The following is a 19,977-nucleotide window of genomic DNA, read 5'->3' as shown; positions in this document are numbered from 1 at the left end:
GGGGTCAGCCCTCGACGCGCTTCTTGAGCTCCTTGAGAGCCGTGTCGAGGATGACCTTCTCCGCCTTGCGCTTGATCATGCCGAGCATCGGGATGGACAGGTCGATGGTGATCGCGTAGGTGACCTCGGTGCGGCCCGGCGCGGCCTCGGCGAGGGTGTAGGAGCCCTCCTGCCGCTTCTGCATCTGACCCTTGACCAGGTTCCACGACACCCGCCGGTCGCCGTCCCAGGTGTAGTCCAGGACGTAGTCGTCCTTGACCGCGCCGGCGTCGAGCACGAAGTGCACGCGACGGGCGCGGCCGTCGGGACCGTTCTCGAGGACCTCCACCTGCTTGGCGGCCGCCACCCACTGCGGATAGGCCGGGAAGTCAGCGATGACCGCCATGACGTCGGACGCCGGCGCCTCGACGGTGATCGACTGGGTGGACTGGTCGGCCATGCGCAGCAGGCTATCCGCTCCACCGTCACCCGACGGGAGCAACACCTGGCGCCTCGTACTCACGAGTACGCGCCGGGCCGCTAGATTTGGCCGACGTCCCGCGACCGGGGCCGCAGGCGACGGGGCCGGGGCCGGGGCGGGAGGAGAGGACGAGGCGTGCGCGAGTTCAGCGTCCCGGCGACGACCGAGGTCGGCCCTGACGAGGCCATCCCCGACCTGCTCGCCACCAACGTGGCCGAGCACCGCGACGAGGTGGGCCTCCGGGTCCAGCGCGACGGCCGGTGGGAGGACGTGACCTGGGGCGAGTTCGGTGCGCAGGTCGCCGGCGTGGCCAAGGGGCTGATCGCCTCCGGCGTCCGGCCCGGGGACCGGGTGGCCCTGCAGGCCCGGACCCGCTACGAGTGGACCGTCCTCGACTTCGCGATCTGGGCGGCCGGCGCGGTCGTCGTCCCGGTGTACGAGACCTCCAGCGCCGACCAGGTCGCCTGGATCCTCTCGGACTCCGGCGCGACCGCGGCCGTCGTCGAGCGCGCCGAGCACGCCGCCGCGGTGGAGTCGGTGCGCGACCAGGCGCCGGACCTGGCCTCCGTGTGGGTCATCGAGGACGACGCCGTGGGCACGCTCACCGCAGCGGGAGCCGACGTCCCCGACGCCGAGCTCGGCGCCCGCCGGGCGACGTTGACCTCGTCCAGCCTCGCCACGCTGATCTACACCAGCGGCACGACCGGGCGGCCCAAGGGCTGCGAGCTCACGCACGCCAACTTCCTGTTCGAGATCGGCAACGGGATGAGCCTGCTCAGCCGGTTGCTCAACGAGCGGGGCTCGCTGCTGCTGTTCATCCCGCTGGCCCACGTCCTCGCCCGGGTCCTGGAGGTCGGCGCGGTCAAGACCCGCACCGTCCTCGGGCACACCGCCGACATCAGCAACCTCGTGGCCGACCTCGCCGCGTTCCAGCCGACGTTCGTCCTCGCCGTCCCCCGGGTGTTCGAGAAGGTCTTCAACCAGGCCAAGGCGAAGGCGGAGGCCGCCGGGAAGGGCAAGATCTTCGACAAGGCCGCCCGGGTCGCCATCGACTGGTCCCGCGCCACGGACGCCGGCGGCCCCGGTCTCGCGCTGCGGGCCCAGCACGTGCTGTTCGACAAGCTGGTCTACGGCAAGCTGCGCGCCGCGCTCGGTGGTCGCTGCCTCGGAGCGGTCTCCGGCGGTGCCCCGCTCGGCGAGCGGCTCGGCCACTTCTTCCGCGGCGTCGGCGTCACCGTGTACGAGGGCTACGGGCTCACCGAGACGACCGCCGCCGCGTCGGTCAACCACGACGCCGCCTTCCGCATCGGCACCGTCGGCCGGCCGCTGCCCGGCGTCGAGACCGCCATCGCCGACGACGGCGAGATCCTGATCCGCGGCGGCATCGTCATGCGCGGCTACTGGAAGAACGAGCAGGCCACGAACGAGGCCGTCGACGCCGACGGCTGGTTCCACTCCGGCGACCTCGGAGACATCGACGGCGACGGCTTCATCACGATCACCGGGCGCAAGAAGGAGATCCTGGTGACCGCCGGCGGCAAGAACGTCGCCCCCGCGGTGCTCGAGGACCGGCTGCGCGCCCACCGGCTGATCAGCCAGTGCATCGTCGTCGGCGACCAGCGTCCGTTCATCGCCGCGCTGATCACCCTCGACGAGGAGGCGCTGCCGGCCTGGCTGGAGAGCAAGGGCAAGCCGGCCGGCACGACAGCGGCCGACCTGACCGAGGACGCCGACATCCTGGCCGAGATGGACGCCGCGGTCGCCGAGGCCAACAAGGCGGTGTCGCAGGCCGAGTCGATCAAGAAGTTCCGGGTGCTCGGCGCCGACTTCACCGAGGCCAACGGCATGCTCACGCCCAGCCTGAAGCTCAAGCGGGCGGTGGTCATGAAGGAGTTCGACGCCGACGTGGAGGCCCTCTACGCCCGGTGAGCCCGGGCTCCGCCGTCAGCCGTCCAGCAGGGCGGTGAAGGTCGCGGCGATCGTCGTCCACGACCACCGCTGCTCCACCCACGCCCGGCCGGCGGCCCCCATGGCCCGGGCGCGGGTGGGGTCGTCGAGCAGGCGGGTGATCGTCGCGGCGACGTCCGCCGGGGATCGCGGGTCGGCCACGACGTGCCCGGTGACGGCCTCCCGCACCGTCTCCGGCGCGCCGCCCGAGGTGCCCGCCACGACCGGCAGCCCGCAGGCCGCCGCCTCGAGGTAGACCATGCCCAGCCCCTCGACGTCCAGGCCGCCCCGGCGGGTGCGGCACGGCATGGCGAAGACGTCGCCGGCGGCGTAGTGCTCGGGCAGCTGCTCCGACGGCACCCCTCCGGTGAGGACGACGGAGTGCGCCAGCCCCCGGTCGGCGACCGCCCGCCGCAGCCGGGCCTCCAGCGGGCCGCCGCCGACGAGCAGCAGCCGCGCGTCCGGATGGCGGGCCAGCACCCGCGGCCAGCCGGCCAGCAGCACGTCCTGTCCCTTCCGCGGGACCAGGCGCGAGACGCAGACGACGACCGGAGCCGCACCCAGCCCGTACCGCGCGCGCACCGCCGCCCCGTCGGCGAACGGGGTGAACCGGTCGACGTCCACCCCGGGTGACAGCTGCGCCATGCGGGTGGCGCCGTCCAGCGCGGGCGCCAGGCGGCCGTGGGTGTACTCGCTGATGTAGGTGAGGACGTCGAGGCCCCGGGCGATCCGCCGCATGAGCTGCCGCGCCCCCGGCAGCGCCACCCAGCCGGTCTCGTGGCCGTGGGTGGCCCCGACCAGGTGCCGCACACCGGCGTCGCGCAGGGCCGGCGCGAGCAGGCCGAGCGGTGCGGCCGCGCCGAAGAAGGCGGTGTCGCAGCCCGAGCGGCGGGCCAGGTCGGCTGCCGCGCGGGCCGTGGCGCGGGTGGGCAACAACATGCCGGTCGGCCGGCGCACCACGGGGTACGGCAGCGCGGCGTCGTACGCCTCCCAGCCGGGCGACCGGGAGGCGAGCACGACCAGGGACTCCGGGGGGCGGCGGGCCAGCAGTGCCGCGACGAAGGTCTGGATGCCGCCCTGGCGCGGCGGGAAGTCGTTGGTGACGACCAGCGTCCTCACCCGGCGTCCTCCAGGCGCTGCCAGTCCAGCGCCATCGCGACCCGCTGCGGCCCGGTCGGGTGGGAGCCGAAGAACCACTGCCAGGCCGCGGGCGGGTCGGGGTCGGCGAGGTTGGCCGCCGCCAGCCGGTGCTGCATGGTGATGAACGCCTGCGCGTCGCCGGTGAGATCGAGCGCGTGCAGGTCGGCGCGCGCCTCGACGTGCCGCGACACCACGTTCCGAACCGGGGTGGCGACCAGCGTGCCGACCGACACCAGCAGCAGGACCAGCGGCACCACCCGCGGGTCGCCCGGTGCGTCCACACCGGCCCGGCGCAGCAGCGGCGTCCAGGACAGCAGCCACCCCAGCGCGGCCACCGCCGCGGCCGCACCCAGCGAGCCGATGAGGGTGCCGGTGAGGACGTCGTCGGTGGCCACGTGGCCCAGCTCGTGCGCGACGATCGACTCGATCTCCGCCGGGGGCAGCCGCTCGAGCGTCGTGTCGAACAGGACGACCCGGCGGGTCGACCCGAAACCGGAGACGTAGGCGTTGAGCGCGGTGGTGCGCCGGGAGGCGTCGGCGACCAGCACGTCCTCGACCGGGGTGCCGTTCTCCTCGGCCAGCTCGAGCAGGTCGGTCCGCAGCTGCCCCGCGGGCAGCGACTCGAACCGGTTGAACGCCGGCTCGATGAGCACCGGGTAGAGGAACGAGCCCGCGACGACGAGCGCGGCCGCGGCCCCGGCGGCCCAGGCCCACCAGGTCCGCGGAGCGCGGCGGGCCAGCCACACCACGACGAGCAGGACGACGGCAGTGAGCGCCGCGTCGATGGCGGTGGAGACGCCGACGTCGCGCAGCCACAGCAGCCAGGAGCGGGTGGACAGGCCGTACCGGTGCCGGACCACCTCGCCGTACGCCGACAGCGGCAGGGTGACCAGCCGACCCACCACCGCGATCGCGGCCGTGCCCAGCAGCGCCTGCCACGCCCAGCCGCCGCCGAGCGGGCGCGCCACCGCCCGGACCAGCCGGCCGCCGAGCGGGGTCAGCGCCAGGACGGCGGAGACGGCGAGGCCGAGCAGCAGCGAGGCCAGGGACGCCGGCCGGAGGGCCGCGGCGAAGGACTCCGCCCGCTCGACCACCTCCGCCGGCAGCCCGGCGCCGGGGCGGACCGGGGTGGCCCCACCGGGCGGGTCGGGCAGCAGGGACCACGGCGTCCGGACGGCGATGACGAGCACGAGGGCCGCCCCGAGCGCACCCGCGACCAGCAACGCGGCCCGGCGGGCGCTCACCTGGTCGATCCTAAGAGGACCCCGTCCTCCCCACCCCTCGCAGGCTCGCGGCGGGACCCGGGACGGGGCCGCCCGTCCTCCCCACCCCTCGCAGGCTCACGGCGGGACCCGGGACGGGGCCGCCCGTCCTCCCCGCGCTCAGCCGGGCTCAGAGGATGCGGCGCATCGCGGTGATGCTGCCCATCGAGTCGATGCCCACGACCTTGACCGGCTGGCCGGAGGTCGAGGCGTGCACCATCTGCCCGTTGCCGATGTACATCGACACGTGGCTGACCGGGCTGTAGTAGAAGAGCAGGTCGCCCGGCTGCAGCTCGGCGCGCGAGACCGACCGGCCCATCGTCGATTGCATGCGGCTCGAGTGCGGCAGGCTGACGCCGGCCGCGGCGTAGGCGTACTGGGTGAGCCCCGAGCAGTCGAAGGAGTTCGGGCCGCCGGCGCCCCACACGTACGGGTCGCCGACCTGGGCCAGCGCCGTGTCGACGGCCGCCTGCGCGGCACCGCTCGCGGCGGGCGCCGGCGCGGCGGCCGGGACCGCCTGCCCCGAGTGGGCCGTCTGCACCAGCTGCTGCTGGGGCGCCGACAGGGCGTCGTACTGCGCCCGGTAGTCGGCGATGTCGGCCTCGAGCCCGGCCTGCCGCGCGGTGACCTCGTCGAGCGCCTGCTGCGCCGCGGCCTGGGCCGCGTCGGCGCCGGCCCGCGCCTGCTCGGCGGCCGCGGCCCGCGTGGCGACGTCGGTGAGCACGTCGCCGGCGTGCCCGGCGATGACGTCGAGCGTGGCCAGCTGGGAGACGAAGTCCTCGGCCGACGCGCTGGTCATCAGCAGGTCGAACTCCGAGAGGCTCTCGCCGGTGAACGCCGCGCGGGCGACCTGGCGGATCTGGCCGTCGAGGGCGTCGAGCTGCGCCTGTGCGTCGGCGGCGGCCCGGTCGGCGTCGGCGACGGCGGCCTGCTGCTGGGCCAGGGTCTCGCGGGCCTCGTTGACCTGCTCGCTGACGGCCTCGAGCTCCTGACCGGTGCGGGCGACGAGCTCGGCGGCCTGCGCGGCGCTGCCGGCCTGCTCCGGATCGGCGACCGCGTTCGCGGGGAGGAGCGTCAGGGCCAGCGTCGCGGTGGCTCCGACGACGAGCCCGCGACCGAGGCGGCGGGCCGCGGTGGGGCGGCGGGGAACGACCGCAAGACGGGGGTGGATCGGTTCGGGGGCATGCCCCAGGGCAGCGTGAGGGGTCGCCACGGGCGGCGGCTCTCCGTTTCTTCCTCAGCAACCGCCTACCGAGTTAGCTGACGGGTTCGGGCTGGGAAGAAGCGCCCTATCTCTGCGCGCCGGCGGACCGACGCGTGTGCCCCGGCGGACCGGCGCACGCGAGGACTCACCCCAGTACTGCGGTGGGTCCCCGGTTCCCCCTGGGCACCGTGCGGCGCCTCGGGGAATTCGGCGGTGACCCGGCCGAGGTCACCTCACTGCGGGTGACGACCTCCCGGCCGGACCGGCTCACCGTAGGGGCGTGGTGTTGTTGTGACAAACGAGGCCCGCGTGGACTGTGGGACTTCCCACACGCTCGACGCGCGCCACGCCGACACCCCCGGTTCGCGCCTCGTTCCCTCGTCCGCGGCCGCGTCGGCGCCCGCCACGGCCGGCCTCACCCGGTGCGCCGCCGCGGATCCCCCGCCCGGCGCGGGGAGGTCTGGTGGCGCAGCGGCGGCACGAGGCCGCCGTCGGCCAGCGCGCGGACGGCCCGGCGCTCGACCTCGTCGAACTCCACCACCACACCCGGCGCCGGGACGACGACGTCCTCGGCGGCCGGACCGCGGCGGGCGGTCATCGGGACCACCGTCGGGTCGGTGCCCTGCCAGCCCGGTGGCGCCCCCAGCAGCACGGTCACGACGCAGTCGGCGCAGCCGTCGCCCCGGGCGGTGCAGGTGTCGCAGTCGATGAACATGACCCACTCCTCTGCTGACCGACGCCTTGGTCGTGGAGGCCCTCCATGGCCCCCGGTCGGTATGGGCAGCACGCTAGGGACGGGCACCGACAGTTCCCGGCCACCGTCGGTTCTGCCGCCCGCACGGCCGCCCGCACCGCCGTCGGCCGATCGGTCGCCGCCCGGCGAGCGTCCCCGGGACTGTCACTGCCCCGACCTACCGTCCGCCCCGTGCTCTCCTCCCCCGCCCGGCTGGCCGGGATCGCCGCAGGGACAGCCGCGCGAGCCGCCGCCGGGCTGCCGCGCTACGAGCAAGCCACGATCGACGAGCTCGGCACCCCGCTGGCGGAGGTCACGTTCGTCGTCGTCGACCTCGAGACGACCGGCGGCTCACCCAAGGACAGCGCGATCACCGAGGTCGGCGCGGTCAAGGTGCGCGGCGGCGTCGTCCTCGGCGAGTTCCAGACGCTGGTCGACCCCGGCTGTGCGATCCCGCCCTACATCAGCGTGCTGACCGGCATCACCACCACGATGGTGGCCGCGGCGCCGCGCATCGGGGCGGTCCTGCCCGCGTTCCTGGAGTTCGCGCGCGGCGCGGTCCTGGTGGCCCACAACGCTCCCTTCGACCTCGGGTTCCTCAAGGCCGCCTGCGCGGAGAGCGCCGTCCCGTGGCCGGCCTTCGCCTCGGTCGACACCGCGGTCCTCGCCCGCCGGCTGCTCACCCGCGACGAGGTGCCCAACTGCAAGCTGGCCACCCTGGCGCCCTTCTTCCGCACCGCGACCGAGCCCTGCCACCGCGCCCTGGCCGACGCCCGCGCCACCGTCGACGTGCTGCACGGGCTCTTCGAGCGGCTGGGCCCGCTCGGCATCACCAGCCTGGAGGAGCTGACCGGCCTCACCCGCCAGGTCGACCCCGACCGTCTGCGCAAGCGGCACCTGGCCGACGGCGTGCCCTCGGGGCCAGGGGTCTACGTGTTCCGCGGCCCCCGCGACGAGCCCCTCTACGTCGGGACGTCGAGCGATCTGCGCAGCCGCGTCCGCAGCTACTTCACCGCCGGGGAGCAGCGCAGCCGGATCACCGAGATGGTCGCCCTCGCCCAGCGCGTCGACACCATCTCCTGCGCGCACGACCTCGAGGCCGCCGTCCGGGAGCTGCGGCTGATCGCCGAGCAGAAGCCCCGCTACAACCGCCGCTCCCGCTTCCCCGAGCGCGCGCTCTGGGTCCGGCTGACCGACGAGCCGTTCCCGCGGCTGTCGGTCGTCCGGCGGGTGCGCCCGGGCGCCGGGGTCTTCCTCGGCCCGTTCCCCGACCGGCGCGCGGCCGACGCGGCGGTGGCCGCGATCCACGAGTCGCTGCCCCTGCGCCAGTGCACCGGCCGCATCTCCCTGCGGGTGCTCGGCACCGCCTGTGCGCTGGCCGGCATGGGCCGCTGCGGGGCACCCTGCACGGGTGCCCAGTCGGTCGACGAGTACGCCGGGATCGCCGCCGTGCTCCGCGCGGCGGTCGCCTCCGACCCGGACGCCCTGATCGCCCCGCTGCTGTCCCGCGTCGACCGGCTGGCCGCCGAGGAGCGCTACGAGGACGCCGCCGTCCTGCGCGACCGCGTCGCGGTGCTCGTCCGGGCGGTGCGCCGCCGGCAACGGCTCGCCTCGCTGGCCGCGGTGCCCGAGCTGGTCCTGGCCCGGCCCGGCTTCGACGGCGGCTGGCAGCTGTCCGTCGTCCGCCGGGGCCGGCTGGTGGCCGCCGGCTGCGCACCGCAGGGCAGTTCCGTCCGCGCCACGCTGGAGGGCCTGCTGGCGACGGCGGAGACGCCGCTGGGCCCCGACGACGAGCTGGCCGCGTCCGTGGACGAGACCGAGCTCGTGCTGCGCTGGATGGAGAAGCCGGGCACCCGCCTCGTCCAGGTGTCCGGCACGCTCGCCTGCCCGGCCCCCGGCACCGGCGGGTACAGCGCCTTCCTCGACCGCGTGGACGCCGGCCGCACCGGCCGCGACCCGTTCGCCGACGGACGCTCGCTCGGCACCCGAGCACGGCCCGAGCGGATCAGCCCCGGCCCGCGCGGGCACTCCGGTGCACCGGCCGCCCGGCTAGCATCGCCCGCGTGATCACCGCCATCGTCATGATCGACGCGGCCACCGACTCGATCCCCGAGGTGGCCCAGGCCGTCGCCGACCTCGAGGGCGTGAGCGAGGTCTACTCGGTCGCCGGCGACGTCGACCTCATCGCCGTGGTGCGGGTCCGGGAGTTCGAGCACATCGCCGACGTCGTCGCGGGGCGGATCAACAAGGTGCCCGGCGTCCTGGAGACCGACACCCACATCGCCTTCCGCGCCTACTCCCAGCACGACCTCGAGGCCGCGTTCTCCATCGGCTTCGACACCGCCGACTGACAGCCCCGTCCCAGGCCCGCGCCGGGTACACCTAGCCGCGCAGCGACCGGCTGACCGTCACCCAGCGCGTCAGCTGCGCCGCCGCGCGGCCGTCGTCGACTGCCCCGGCAGCCCGCTCCAGCCCCGCGGCCAGCGCGTCGTGCAGCCGGACGTTCCGCTCGTCGAAGGCGGCCAGCGCCGCCGCCGCGTTGAGCAGCACCGCGTCGCGCACCGGGCCGCGCTCACCCTCCACCACGCGCCGGAAGACGTCGGCGTTGAAGGCGGGGTCACCGCCGCGCAGCGCGTCGGGCGGCGGCGCCTCGATCCCCAGGGCCGACGGGTCGACCCGGTCGGGCTCCACCGTGCCGTCGCGCACGATCCACACCGTCGACGTCGTCGAGGTGGTGAGCTCGTCGAGGCCGTCGTCGCCCCGGAAGACGACGGCCCGCATGCCGCGCTGGGCCAGCACCTCGGCCATCACCGGCGCCATCCGCGGGTCGGCGCACCCGATGGCCGCGGCCACCGGCCGGGCGGGGTTGCACAGCGGGCCGAGGAAGTTGAAGACCGTGCCGATCCCCATCTCCTTGCGCGCCGGCCCGGCGTAGCGCATGCCCGGGTGGAACACCGGCGCGAAGAAGAACCCGATCCCGGCCTCCTGCACGCAGCGGGCGACCCCGGCCGCCGGCAGGTCGATGACGACGCCGAGTGCCTCCAGCACGTCGGCGGCCCCGGACGACGACGACGCGGCGCGCCCCCCGTGCTTGGCGACGGGCACCCCCGTCGCCGCCGCCACGACCGACGCCATCGAGGAGATGTTGACCGTGTGCGCCCCGTCGCCGCCGGTGCCGACGATGTCGACGCAGGCGAGCGGGAGCTCCACCGGCGTCGCGCGGTCCAGCATCGCGGCGGCCAGCCCGGCGACCTCCTCCGGCGACTCCCCCTTGGCGCGCAGGGCCACGGCGAAGGCGGCGATCTGGGCGGGCGTCGCCTCGCCGGTCATGATCTCGCGCATCGCCCAGGCGGTGTCCTCGCCGGAGAGGTCCTCGCGGGCCAGGAGCCGGGTGAACAGCGACGGCCAGGTGGGCCCGCCGGTCGGCGTGCGTGTGCTCACGGACGGACGACCGGCCGCCGCCCCACCCGGTCGCGCAGCACGTCGGCGATCACGACGGGGGCGGTGAGCGGGTCGATCGGGAAGGGCAGGGTGGCGTCGGCCCGGGACCAGTGCGCCAGCCAGCGGTCGGGCTGCCGGGCGATCAGCACGCAGACCGCCGGCCGGTCGGCCACCTCCTCCTCCAGCTGCCGGCTCAGCGCCAGGCCGCCGGTCGGCTGCGCCTCGCCATCGAGGATGCAGAGGTCGACGCCGCCGCCGTCCACGGTGTCCACGACGTCCTCACCGGTCGCGCACTCGATCCAGGTGATCGGCCCGACGTCGGCCGCCGGCCGGCGCCCCACGGCGGTCCGGACGGCGGCGCGCACCTCCGGCCTGGAGCTGTAGACCAGGACGGTGGCCGGTGCGGCGTCGCTCACGTGTCCTCCTCGCGGGGCGTCGTTCCCGGTGCGCCGGACCCGGGCCCGCACACCGGGGCGAGCCTAGTGCCCGGCGACGGACGTATCGGGCAGGTCACGGTGCCGCCACACCAGCCACCCGCGGTCGTGACCTTGACGGGGCCGATGCCATGATGACCTCGTGACAACGGCTCCCGTCGCGAGCGGCACCTTCGACACCTCCCGGGTGCACTCCCTGACCCGACCGAACATGGTCAGCGTCGGCACGATCATCTGGCTCTCCAGCGAGCTGATGTTCTTCGCCGGACTGTTCGCCATGTACTTCACCGCGCGCGCCCGCGCCACCGAGGGGTGGCCGCCGGAGCCGACGGAGTTGAACCTGCCGTACGCGCTGACGTTCACGATCATCCTGGTGGCCTCCTCGGTCACCTGTCAGCTCGGCGTCTTCGCCGCGGAGCAGGGCAACGTGTACGGCCTGCGCCGCTGGTTCACGATCACCTTCGTGATGGGCCTGACCTTCGTGCTCGGCCAGGCCTACGAGTACGTCCAGCTGGTGGAGGAGGGGACGTCGATCTCGTCGTCCACCTACGGGTCGGTCTTCTACCTGACGACGGGCTTCCACGGCCTCCACGTCATCGGTGGGCTCATCGCGTTCGTCTACCTGCTCATCCGGTCCACCATGGGCCGTTTCACGCCGGCACAGGCGACCGCCGCGATCGTGGTCTCCTACTACTGGCACTTCGTCGACGTCGTGTGGATCGGGCTGTTCGCCACGATCTACCTGATCCGCTAGGGAACCGGTGTCCACCACGAACCCGCAGTCCGACGCCCAGTCCGCCGACGAGTCCTCCCGCGGCCCTCGCCGCTGGTCCCGCCGGGCGGTCGAGGGCAGCCCCGCTGCCGCGGCCCGGGCCCGTCGCCGGTCCAAGCACCGTCGTCGCGTCGTCAACGTCGCCGGCCTGATGGCCGCACTCGTGCTGACCGGTGGCCTCTACTCGTTCCTCTCCCCCGCCTACGCCACGGACGAGGGCACGACGAGCGAGTCCGCCGCCGAGGCCGCCGGCCGCGAGCTGTACGAGCGCAGCTGCATCACCTGCCACGGCGACAACCTCGAGGGCGTGCCGGGCCGCGGCCCCTCGCTGATCGGCGTGGGTGAGGCGGCCGTCTACTTCCAGGTGCACACCGGCCGCATGCCGCTGGTCCGCCAGGAGGCCGATGCCCCCGACAAGCCGGCCGTGTTCTCCGACGAGGAGATCGACCAGCTGATGGCCTACGTCCAGGCCAACGGCGGCGGCCCCACCCTCCCCTCCGGCGACCTGCGCGACGGCGACCTGGCCCTGGGCGGGGAGCTGTTCCGGCTGAACTGCGCCTCCTGCCACAACTTCGTCGGCCAGGGCGGCGCGCTCTCCTCGGGCAAGGCGGCGCCGAGCCTCGAGGACTCCACCGACCTCGAGATCTACACCGCGATGCTCACCGGCCCCGAGAACATGCCGGTCTTCGGGGACAACCAGCTGACCCCCGACGAGAAGCGGGCGATCATCAACTACGTGCAGACCATCGACAACCAGGCCGACCCGGGCGGTGCCGGCGTGGGCCGCATGGGCCCGGTCGCCGAGGGTCTGGTCATCTGGGTCGTCGGCATCGGCGTCCTGCTCTTCGGGATCTTCTGGATGGGGACCAAGGCGTGACCGTCTCCCCCGCCACCACTTCGGCCCAGCGACCGCTGACCGCCTGGATCAGCGAGGAGGAAGCGTGACTGCGCGCGACAGCCGCCCCGGTTCCACCGGCGGCGCCGACGTCGCCGGCCCGCTGCACGGCGGTCCGGACGACGACTACACCCCCGCACAGCTGGCGGCGATGCCCCGCGAGGACCTCGACCGCCTCGGTGCGCGCTACGACAGCGTCGAGATCCTGCACGTCGACCCGGGCCCGGAGCCCGGGTCGCCCGTCGAGCGGCGGGCCGTCCGCCAGGTCGGCTTCACCTTCGCGCTGTCCGGCCTGGCCGCGTTCGCCTTCGTGGTGGTCTACGTCGGTTCGGGCTGGTTCCTGCCCGACTGGCACTGGGAGATCTCCGAGACCGGCTGGAGCGCGCTGTTCACGCCGATCACCGGCGCCCTCATGGGCCTCGCGTTCATCCTCGTCGGCGTGGGCCTGGTGCTGTACACCAAGAAGCTGCTGCCGCACGAGACCGCGGTCCAGGACAAGCACGACGGCTCGCACTTCGACCGGGTCACCACCGGCGCAACCCTCGTGGGGGGCCTGCACAACAGCGGTCTGGCCCGCCGCAAGCTGATCACCCGCTCGCTGCTGTTCATGGGCGGCGGCCTCGGGCTCATGCTGATCATGCCGCTGGGCGGCCTGATCAAGAACCCGAACAAGGGCAACCCGCTGGGCACCACGAGCTGGGGCGAGGGCGTCCGGCTGGTCCGTGACGACGGCACCCCGATCCGGCCCGGCGACCAGCAGCCCGGCTCCATCGAGACCGTCTTCCCGGCCGTCCCGGGCGGAAACCGCGAGTCCGACGCCGCCACGATGCTCTTCCGGCTGCGCCCGGAGCAGGTGGCCGCCGACCAGCCCCGCCAGGGCCAGTCGGACTTCGGCTACGGCGACTACGTCGCATACTCCAAGATCTGCACCCACGCCGGCTGCCCGGTGTCGCTGTACGAGCAGGAGACCAGCCGCATCCTGTGCCCCTGCCACCAGTCGCAGTTCGACATCACGCAGGGCGCCAAGCCGATCTTCGGCCCGGCCACCCGGCCGCTCCCGCAGCTGCCGATCACGGTCGATGACGAGGGCTACTTCGTGGCGCGCAGTGACTACATTGAGGCCGTGGGCCCCACCTACTGGAACCGGGAGCGCATCTGATGGCTCGCACCGCCACGGCGCCGGGTGTCCCGACCACGCGGCTGGGCAAGGCCGCCTTCGAGATCGACGACCGGCTGATCGTCGCAGGTCCGCTGCGCCGCACGCTGAACAAGGTCTTCCCCGACCACTGGTCGTTCCTGCTCGGCGAGATCGCGCTCTACTCGTTCATCATCCTGCTGCTGTCCGGCACGTACCTGACCTTCTTCTTCGACGCCTCCATGCGCGAGGTCGTCTACGAGGGCAGCTACGCGCCGCTGCGGGGCGTGGAGATGTCGGCCGCCTACGACTCGGCGCTGAACCTGTCGTTCGACGTCCGCGGCGGTCTGCTCATGCGGCAGATCCACCACTGGGCGGCGCTGCTGTTCGTCGCCTCGATCGTGGTGCACCTGTGCCGCATCTTCTTCACCGGCGCGTTCCGCCGCCCGCGTGAGACGAACTGGATCATCGGTGTGGTCATGCTGGTGCTGGCGCTGCTGATGGGCGTCACCGGCTACTCGCTGCCCGACGACCTGCTCTCCGGCACGGGGCTGCGGATCATCAGCGCGATCCTGCTGTCGGTCCCGGTCATCGGCACCTGGGCCCACTTCGCGGTGTTCAACGGCGACTACGTCGGCGAGAACATCATCGGCCGCTTCTACATCGTGCACGTCCTGCTGATCCCGGCGATCCTGCTGGCCCTGATCGCCGTGCACCTGCTGATCCTGGTCAAGCAGAAGCACACCCAGTTCCCCGGCGCGGGCCGGACCGAGCACAACGTGGTCGGCAGCCGGCTCTTCCCCACCTTCGCGGGCAAGGCGACCGGCCTGGTCTTCATCGTGTTCGGTGTCTGCGCCGCCCTCGGTGGGCTGGTCCAGATCAACCCCATCTGGCTGTGGGGGCCGTACAACCCGGCGCAGGTCTCCGCGGCCTCCCAGCCGGACTGGTACATCGGCTTCCTCGACGGCTCGACCCGCCTCTTCCCGGCCTGGGACATCAACCTGCCGGGTGACTACACGATCCCGGCGCTGTTCTGGCCGACGGTCGTGGTGGCCGGCCTGATGTTCACCGTCCTGGCGCTGTACCCGATGATCGAGCGGAAGCTGACCAAGGACACGGCGTCGCACCACCTGCTCCAGCGTCCGCGCGACGTGCCGGTGCGGACGGCGCTGGGCGCCATGGCGCTCTCGTTCTACCTGGTGCTGATGGTCTCCGGCGGCAACGACGTCATCGCCGACAAGTTCGACATCAGCCTCAACGCCATGACGTGGGTCGGTCGCATCGGCTGCGTCATCGTGCCGCCGATCGTCTACGTGATCACCTACCGGCTCTGCCTGGGCTTCCAGCAGCACGACCGCGAGGTGCTCGAGCACGGCATCGAGACCGGCGTCATCCGGCGCCTGCCGCACGGCGAGTTCATCGAGGTGCACCAGCCACTCGGTCCGGTCGACGAGCACGGACACGGCTCGCTGGCCTACGGCGGCGCTCCCGTGCCCAAGCGGATGAACCAGGTCGGCGGCGCACGGCGGGCCATCCGCGGCTTCTTCCGCCCCATCGAGGAGCCGGCACAGGTGGAGCTCGAGCAGCGGCGCGAGGCCGAGGGCCAGGCCGCGGCCGAGAGCGCCCGCGAGCTCACCGCCTCCGGTCGCCCGGCGGACGGCGGACGGCCGCAGGAGCCGCGCGACTGATCCACCCGGCACGCACGAGGAGGGCCCCGACGGAGCGATCCGTCGGGGCCCTCCTCGCGTCTGCTCACGTCGGCCGGCCGGGCGCCGACGGGCTCATCCCCGGCCGTCTCGGCCCGCCGCCGCGGTGAGGCGCCGGTGGACGTCCAGGGCGAGTTCCAGCGCGTTCTCCAGGCCGAGATCGTGGCTCGGCCACAGTTGCGCGGTCCGGCCCTCGATCTCCAGCGCCTCCAGCTCGCCTCACCGCCGGTCGGCCGGGCTGGACCGCCCGGACACGTCCACGACGGCCCGGCGGCCCCTCGATGAGGGCGGCGTACTCAGCCGCGTGCGCGTGGCCGCAGCCGGTGCCCCAGCAGAGCGGTCACCGCCGCCCTCTCCCCCCAGCAGCCGGGCGCAGCCCCGGCACCGCGACGACCACGACCGTAGCGGTCCTGACCGGACCGTGGACGACGAGAGCCCCTCCCCGCGCGCGGCGGAGAGGGGCCCTCGGGGTCGAGCGGGTGGCGGCTCAGCCGCTGTGCGCGTTCTGCCCCACGTAGTACTCGAAGAGCAGCCCGCCGATGGTGACCAGCAGGGCCGCCACGGCGATGAGGATCAGCCACGAGTGGAAGAACGCAAGCGCCAGACCCATCAGCGCGGCGGACAGCGCCACCGCGAAGGGCCAGTAGCTGCTCGGGCTGAAGAAGCCCAGCTCGCCGGCGCCGTCGGCGATGTCGGCGTCCTTGCGGTCCTCGGGACGGGCGTCGATGCGCCGGGACACGAACCAGAAGAACCCGCCGATGAGGGCGGTCAGCCCACCGGACAGGACCAGGGCGGTCGTGCCGATCGGCTCGCGGGCCCAGAACCCGTACACGATCGCCGCGATCGCGCAGAAGACGGCGATCCCGTTGAAGATGAGCGCTTCGACCTTCACGGCCGTCCCTCCTGCTGCGTGGTGTGCGGTGCGCGGTCGGAGCGCATCTCAGCTACCGGCCCTCTGGGCGTCGTCGACGAGGTCCCAGGCCTGCGTGGACTGGGGATCACCGGGCTGGCCGATGCTCTCGAGCGCGTCGAAGGTGCTCTGGCCGGACTCGCGGGCGGCGAGGTAGTCCTCGTAGTCCTCCGGGGACACCGCGCGGACCTCGAAGTTCATGTACGCGTGGTAGGTGCCGCACAGCTCGGCGCAGCGGCCGACGAAGGCACCCTCCTCGCGGACGGTCACCTCGAAGACGTTGTCCCGGCCGTTCTCGTTGCCCGGGATGACGTCGAGCTTGAAGAGGAACTCCGGCACCCAGAACGAGTGGATGACGTCGGCCGAGGCGAGCTCGAAGCGGATCGTCTGGTCGGTCGGCAGCACGAGGATCGGGATCTCCTCGCTGGTACCGACCGTGTTGACCGGCTCGCCGTCCTGCCCCGTGGTCTGGGGGTACACGAACTGCCAGTTCCACTTGAAGGCGTTGACGGCGATGGTGACGTCCGGGTCCTCACTGCGCTCCTGGACCCGGTTCTGCACCACGACGGTGAAGAAGAACAGCCCGGCGATGATGAGGAACGGGATGATCGTGTAGACGATCTCCAGCGGCAGGTTGTACGCCGTCTGCTTGGGGAGCTCGTCGCCGCGCTTCCGGTGGCGGACGACCGACCACAGGATCAGGCCCCACACGCCGATGCCGACGATCAGCGCCGCGATGACCGACCAGATCCACAGGTTGCGCATCTCGACGGACTCGTCGGTGATGCCGTCCGGCCAGCCCCAGCGCCAGAACTCGTTGTTCGGCGTGCACCCGGTGAGGACGACCGCCCCCAGGAGACCGAGCGCGGCGACCCGCGCGAGCCTGCTGCCTCGAGCCACTGCTCGCTGCCTCCTCGTCCTCCGTCCGGACGTCCCGGACGGTCCTCCCGGCGGGCCGTCAGCCGAGGTCCGGCAGACGGCGTCGCGCCGACCACAGTCTGCGGGGAGACTAGCCGACCCCGCATGGCGGCCGACCACCGGAGACGCGGTCCCGGCGGGTCGCGCCGTCCGGACGCCGGGGTGCGGCCCGCGCGCCGCCGGGAGGCCCCGCTCCCCCGCTCGCCACGTCCGTGAGCCGCCTCACCGCTGACCCCGGACGACGGGCCGCGCCGGTTACAGTCGAGGCCGTGTTCTCCCGGCTGCTGACCCCCAAGTGGGTGCTGATGCACCTCGTGGTGGCCGCGCTGTTCGTCGCCACGTTCTTCCTCGGCTACTGGCAGCTGACCAAGGCCGAGGCCGGGGGCGGCGCGGTGAACTGGAGCTACGCGCTGCAGTGGCCCCTCTACGGGGCCATGGGCCTGTGGTTCTACGTGCGCATGTGCCGCGAGGAGCTGCGCCGCGACCCGGACGAGGACGAGCCGGGCGCCGCGCTGGTGCTCTACCAGCGGCCGCGCATCGACACCACCGGTGACCCCGAGCTGGCCGCGTACAACGCCTACCTCGCCGAGCTGAACGAGAAGGCGCTGGGCCAGCGGAGCGACCGTGGCCGCTGAACGGACCGAGCCCGCCAGCACCCTCCCCCGGGCCCTCGCTCGTCGTGTCGGGCAGGGCGTCCCGGCCGCGCTGCTGCGCTACCGCGTCATGGCGTGGGTCGTCGGGGTGCTGCTGATCGCGCTCATCCTCGTAGCGGTGCCGCTGAAGTACGCCGGCGGGCTCGACGAGCCGGTCGCCGTCATCGGCACGCTGCACGGCTGGCTCTACGCCATCTTCTTCCTGACCGCCTGCGACCTGGCGCTGCGCGCCCGGTGGACGCTGCGGGGCACCGTCCTGGTGCTGCTCGCCGGCACCGTCCCGATCCTGTCCTTCGTCGCCGAGCGCATCGCCACCCGCAAGACCCGCGCCGGCGAGCGCGTCTGACCCCGTCCCGGCCCCGAGCCGGGACACGAGCCGACCCCCCGGAGACCTGCGCCTCATGTGCGGCTTGCTGGCCTACCTGTCCACCGACGCCGACCGGGTCGGCGCCTCCCACGTCTCGGACGTGCAGGACGCCCTGCACTGCCTGCACCACCGCGGCCCCGACGACACCGCCGTGTGGTCGGACTCCCGCGTGGTGCTCGGCTTCAACCGGCTGTCGATCATCGACCTCGAGGGCAGCCCGCAGCCGCTGCCCTACGCGCGCGACCGCTACCGGATCCTGTTCAACGGCGAGATCTACAACTACCTCGAGCTGCGCGAGGAGCTGGCCGCCGCGGGCGCCCCGCTGACCACCCACGGCGACACCGAGACGATCGTCGCCGGCTACCACATGTGGGGTCAGGACGTCGTCCGGCGGCTGCGGGGCATGTTCGCGTTCGTCATCTGGGACACCCACACCAGGACGGCGTTCGGCGCCCGCGACCCCTTCGGCATCAAGCCGCTGTTCACCGCGCGGCTGGCCGACGGCGGGCTGGTCTTCAGCTCCGAGAAGAAGGCGGTCCTGGAGATGCTCGGCGGCAGCAAGGCCGCCGGCGGCGTCGACCCCGCCTCGCTGCAGCACTACCTGACCCTGCAGTACGTGCCGGAGCCGGCGACGCTGCACCGGGGGATCCGCCGGATCGAGAGCGGCACCAGCTTCACCGTGGTGGACGGCGAGCTGCACACCAGCCGCTACTTCCACCCGACGTTCCGGCCCCAGCCGGTGCAGCAGGGCCGGGAGCAGGAGCTCTACGACCGGATCGCCGCCGCCCTCGACGAGTCGGTGGCCAAGCACATGCGCGCCGACGTCACGGTCGGCTCCTTCCTGTCCAGCGGCATCGACTCGACCGCCATCGCGGCCCTGGCGCACCGCTACAACCCCGACCTGATGACCTTCACGGTCGGCTTCGAACGGGAGTCGACGTCCGAGGTGGACATCGCCGCGGAGTCGGCGAAGACCCTCGGCGTCGAGCACGTGCCGGTGGTGATCACGGCGGAGCAGTTCGCAGCGGCGATCCCCGAGGTGGTCTGGTACCTCGACGACCCGGTCGCCGACCCCGCCCTCGTGCCGCTGTACTTCGTGGCCCGCGAGGCCCGCAAGCACGTCAAGGTGGTCCTGTCCGGCGAGGGCGCCGACGAGCTCTTCGGCGGGTACACGATCTACCGCGAGCCGCTGAGCCTGGCCTGGGCGCAGCGGTTCCCGGGGGTCGCGAAGCGGGCGATGGCGGCGCTGTCCGAGCGGCTGCCCGAGGGGATGCGCGGCAAGGACCTCCTCCGCCGGGCGTCCATCCCCCTCGAGGAGCGCTACTACGGCAACGCCCGGAACTTCTCCGGTGCGGAGCTGGCCCAGCTGATGCGCGGCCACGACACCGACCTGTCGCACGTGACGGTCACCGAGGCCCTCTACCGGCAGACCCGCGAGGCGGGCTACGACGACGTGACGGCGATGCAGTACGTCGACCTGTTCACCTGGCTGCGGGGTGACATCCTGGTCAAGGCCGACAAGATGACCATGGCCAACTCGCTGGAGCTGCGGGTGCCCTTCCTCGACCCCGAGGTCTTCGCGCTCGCCAGCACCATCCCGCTCGACCAGCGGGTCCCCCGCGGCAGCGACGCCACCAAGTACGCGCTGCGGCGGGCGATGGAGCAGATCGTCCCGCCGTCGATCCTGCACCGGCGCAAGCTCGGCTTCCCCGTGCCGACGGCGGACTTCCTCGCCGGGCCGCTGCACCAGTGGGCGCGCGACATCGTGTCCGACAGCGAGACCGACGAGTGGCTCGACCGCCGCCACGTGTCCACCCTGCTCGACCGGCTGCGCGAGGCCGAGGTGCCCAGCAAGCGCATCGCCCGTCAGGTGTGGGAGGTGCTGGTCTTCATGGTCTGGCACGGGATCTTCGTCGAGGAGCGGATCCGCCCGGAGATCCCCGAGACGGTCTACCCGGTCAGGCTCTGAACACGACGGCGCCCCGGTCCCTCCGAGGAGG

19 protein-coding genes and 1 riboswitch are annotated in these 19,977 nt (G+C 73.3%); of the genes, 10 read left to right on the top strand and 9 right to left on the bottom strand.

The features are described 5' to 3' along the window. Positions 1 to 4 precede the first annotated feature (4 nt). Positions 5 to 439: an SRPBCC family protein gene (locus tag MY520_RS15815; RefSeq protein ID WP_436693347.1), complete on the bottom strand. Its 435-nt coding sequence runs from the start codon at positions 437 to 439 to the stop codon at positions 5 to 7. Positions 440 to 595: 156 nt separating this feature from the next. Between MY520_RS15815 and MY520_RS15810 the strand changes: the two genes are divergently transcribed. Further along, entirely contained in the window at positions 596 to 2,389 is a 1,794-nt protein-coding gene (locus MY520_RS15810) for an AMP-dependent synthetase/ligase (protein WP_436693345.1), read from the top strand. Between the two features lie 15 nt (positions 2,390 to 2,404). Here the strand turns inward: MY520_RS15810 and MY520_RS15805 are convergent, their stop codons facing one another. The 4 genes from MY520_RS15805 to MY520_RS15790 all read right to left on the bottom strand — a co-directional run bounded on the left by MY520_RS15805 (position 2,405) and on the right by MY520_RS15790 (position 6,728). Continuing rightward, positions 2,405 to 3,526 carry a glycosyltransferase family 4 protein gene (locus MY520_RS15805; RefSeq protein WP_436693343.1) on the bottom strand — a complete coding sequence of 374 codons (1,122 nt, stop codon included), beginning with the start codon at positions 3,524 to 3,526 and terminating at the stop codon, positions 2,405 to 2,407. Continuing rightward, positions 3,523 to 4,791, bottom strand: a complete 1,269-nt coding sequence (locus tag MY520_RS15800) for a M48 family metalloprotease (protein WP_436693341.1) — start codon at positions 4,789 to 4,791, stop codon at positions 3,523 to 3,525. The genes MY520_RS15805 and MY520_RS15800 overlap by 4 nt, the downstream gene beginning before the upstream one ends. Positions 4,792 to 4,939: 148 nt before the next feature. Further along, complete coding sequence (locus MY520_RS15795) at positions 4,940 to 6,022, bottom strand: C40 family peptidase (protein ID WP_436693339.1); 1,083 nt, start codon at positions 6,020 to 6,022, stop codon at positions 4,940 to 4,942. 16 nt (positions 6,023 to 6,038) lie between these two features. Further along, a riboswitch (cyclic di-AMP (ydaO/yuaA leader) is annotated at positions 6,039 to 6,236 on the bottom strand. A gap of 192 nt (positions 6,237 to 6,428) precedes the next feature. Then, positions 6,429 to 6,728 (bottom strand): hypothetical protein, encoded by a 300-nt coding sequence (locus MY520_RS15790; RefSeq protein ID WP_436693337.1) that lies wholly within the window; start codon positions 6,726 to 6,728, stop codon positions 6,429 to 6,431. A 210-nt stretch (positions 6,729 to 6,938) separates the two neighbouring features. Here MY520_RS15790 and MY520_RS15785 point away from each other — a divergent pair, with 210 nt between their 5' ends. Next, positions 6,939 to 8,813, top strand: a complete 1,875-nt coding sequence (locus tag MY520_RS15785; protein ID WP_436693335.1) for a DEDD exonuclease domain-containing protein — start codon at positions 6,939 to 6,941, stop codon at positions 8,811 to 8,813. Further along, entirely contained in the window at positions 8,810 to 9,097 is a 288-nt protein-coding gene (locus MY520_RS15780) for an Lrp/AsnC family transcriptional regulator (protein WP_436693333.1), read from the top strand. Before MY520_RS15785 ends, MY520_RS15780 begins: the two co-directional genes overlap by 4 nt. A gap of 31 nt (positions 9,098 to 9,128) precedes the next feature. Here the strand turns inward: MY520_RS15780 and trpD are convergent, their stop codons facing one another. Then, positions 9,129 to 10,187 carry an anthranilate phosphoribosyltransferase gene (gene trpD / locus MY520_RS15775; RefSeq protein WP_436693331.1) on the bottom strand — a complete coding sequence of 353 codons (1,059 nt, stop codon included), beginning with the start codon at positions 10,185 to 10,187 and terminating at the stop codon, positions 9,129 to 9,131. Beyond that, positions 10,184 to 10,603 (bottom strand): hypothetical protein, encoded by a 420-nt coding sequence (locus MY520_RS15770; protein WP_436693329.1) that lies wholly within the window; start codon positions 10,601 to 10,603, stop codon positions 10,184 to 10,186. The genes trpD and MY520_RS15770 overlap by 4 nt, the downstream gene beginning before the upstream one ends. 160 nt (positions 10,604 to 10,763) lie before the next feature. Between MY520_RS15770 and ctaE the strand changes: the two genes are divergently transcribed. The 4 genes from ctaE to qcrB all read left to right on the top strand — a co-directional run bounded on the left by ctaE (position 10,764) and on the right by qcrB (position 15,111). Next, on the top strand, positions 10,764 to 11,375 hold the full coding sequence (gene ctaE / locus MY520_RS15765; RefSeq protein ID WP_436693327.1) for an aa3-type cytochrome oxidase subunit III: 612 nt from the start codon (positions 10,764 to 10,766) through the stop codon (positions 11,373 to 11,375). 7 nt (positions 11,376 to 11,382) lie between these two features. Next, entirely contained in the window at positions 11,383 to 12,270 is an 888-nt protein-coding gene (gene qcrC / locus MY520_RS15760; protein WP_436693325.1) for a cytochrome bc1 complex diheme cytochrome c subunit, read from the top strand. Positions 12,271 to 12,334: 64 nt separating this feature from the next. Then, a complete protein-coding gene (gene qcrA, locus MY520_RS15755; RefSeq protein WP_436693323.1) occupies positions 12,335 to 13,447 on the top strand; it encodes a cytochrome bc1 complex Rieske iron-sulfur subunit in 1,113 nt (370 codons plus the stop codon). After that, positions 13,447 to 15,111, top strand: a complete 1,665-nt coding sequence (gene qcrB / locus MY520_RS15750) for a cytochrome bc1 complex cytochrome b subunit (protein WP_436693321.1) — start codon at positions 13,447 to 13,449, stop codon at positions 15,109 to 15,111. The genes qcrA and qcrB overlap by 1 nt, the downstream gene beginning before the upstream one ends. Positions 15,112 to 15,616: 505 nt before the next feature. Here the strand turns inward: qcrB and MY520_RS15745 are convergent. Then, positions 15,617 to 16,021, bottom strand: a complete 405-nt coding sequence (locus MY520_RS15745) for a cytochrome c oxidase subunit 4 (protein WP_436693319.1) — start codon at positions 16,019 to 16,021, stop codon at positions 15,617 to 15,619. Positions 16,022 to 16,069: 48 nt separating this feature from the next. After that, a complete protein-coding gene (gene ctaC, locus MY520_RS15740; protein ID WP_436693317.1) occupies positions 16,070 to 16,939 on the bottom strand; it encodes an aa3-type cytochrome oxidase subunit II in 870 nt (289 codons plus the stop codon). 287 nt (positions 16,940 to 17,226) lie between these two features. Between ctaC and MY520_RS15735 the strand changes: the two genes are divergently transcribed. From MY520_RS15735 to asnB, 3 genes are read left to right on the top strand one after another with little or no spacing between them, the layout of a single operon-like run. Further along, entirely contained in the window at positions 17,227 to 17,592 is a 366-nt protein-coding gene (locus tag MY520_RS15735) for a metalloprotease (protein ID WP_436693315.1), read from the top strand. Beyond that, the gene (locus MY520_RS15730) at positions 17,582 to 17,956 is read left to right on the top strand and encodes a DUF3817 domain-containing protein (protein WP_436693313.1); all 375 of its coding nucleotides are present in this window, start codon (positions 17,582 to 17,584) and stop codon (positions 17,954 to 17,956) included. The genes MY520_RS15735 and MY520_RS15730 overlap by 11 nt, the downstream gene beginning before the upstream one ends. A gap of 55 nt (positions 17,957 to 18,011) precedes the next feature. After that, complete coding sequence (asnB, locus tag MY520_RS15725; protein ID WP_436693311.1) at positions 18,012 to 19,946, top strand: asparagine synthase (glutamine-hydrolyzing); 1,935 nt, start codon at positions 18,012 to 18,014, stop codon at positions 19,944 to 19,946. Positions 19,947 to 19,977 lie beyond the last annotated feature (31 nt).

This window comes from Geodermatophilus sp. CPCC 205506 (genome assembly GCF_051383635.1).
Lineage (GTDB): Bacteria > Actinomycetota > Actinomycetes > Mycobacteriales > Geodermatophilaceae > Geodermatophilus.
The sequence above is the reverse complement of the archived record's forward strand: the minus strand, read 5'-3'. Positions and strand labels throughout refer to the sequence as shown.

Bases quoted from the DNA above. Each gene is read 5' to 3' on its own strand.
- MY520_RS15815 (WP_436693347.1), bottom strand. From the start codon at position 439: ATGGCCGACCAGTCCACCCAGTCGATCACCGTCGAGGCGCCGGCGTCC.
- MY520_RS15790 (WP_436693337.1), bottom strand. From the start codon at position 6,728: ATGTTCATCGACTGCGACACCTGCACCGCCCGGGGCGACGGCTGCGCC.
- qcrB (WP_436693321.1), top strand. From the start codon at position 13,447: ATGGCTCGCACCGCCACGGCGCCGGGTGTCCCGACCACGCGGCTGGGC.
- asnB (WP_436693311.1), top strand. From the start codon at position 18,012: ATGTGCGGCTTGCTGGCCTACCTGTCCACCGACGCCGACCGGGTCGGC.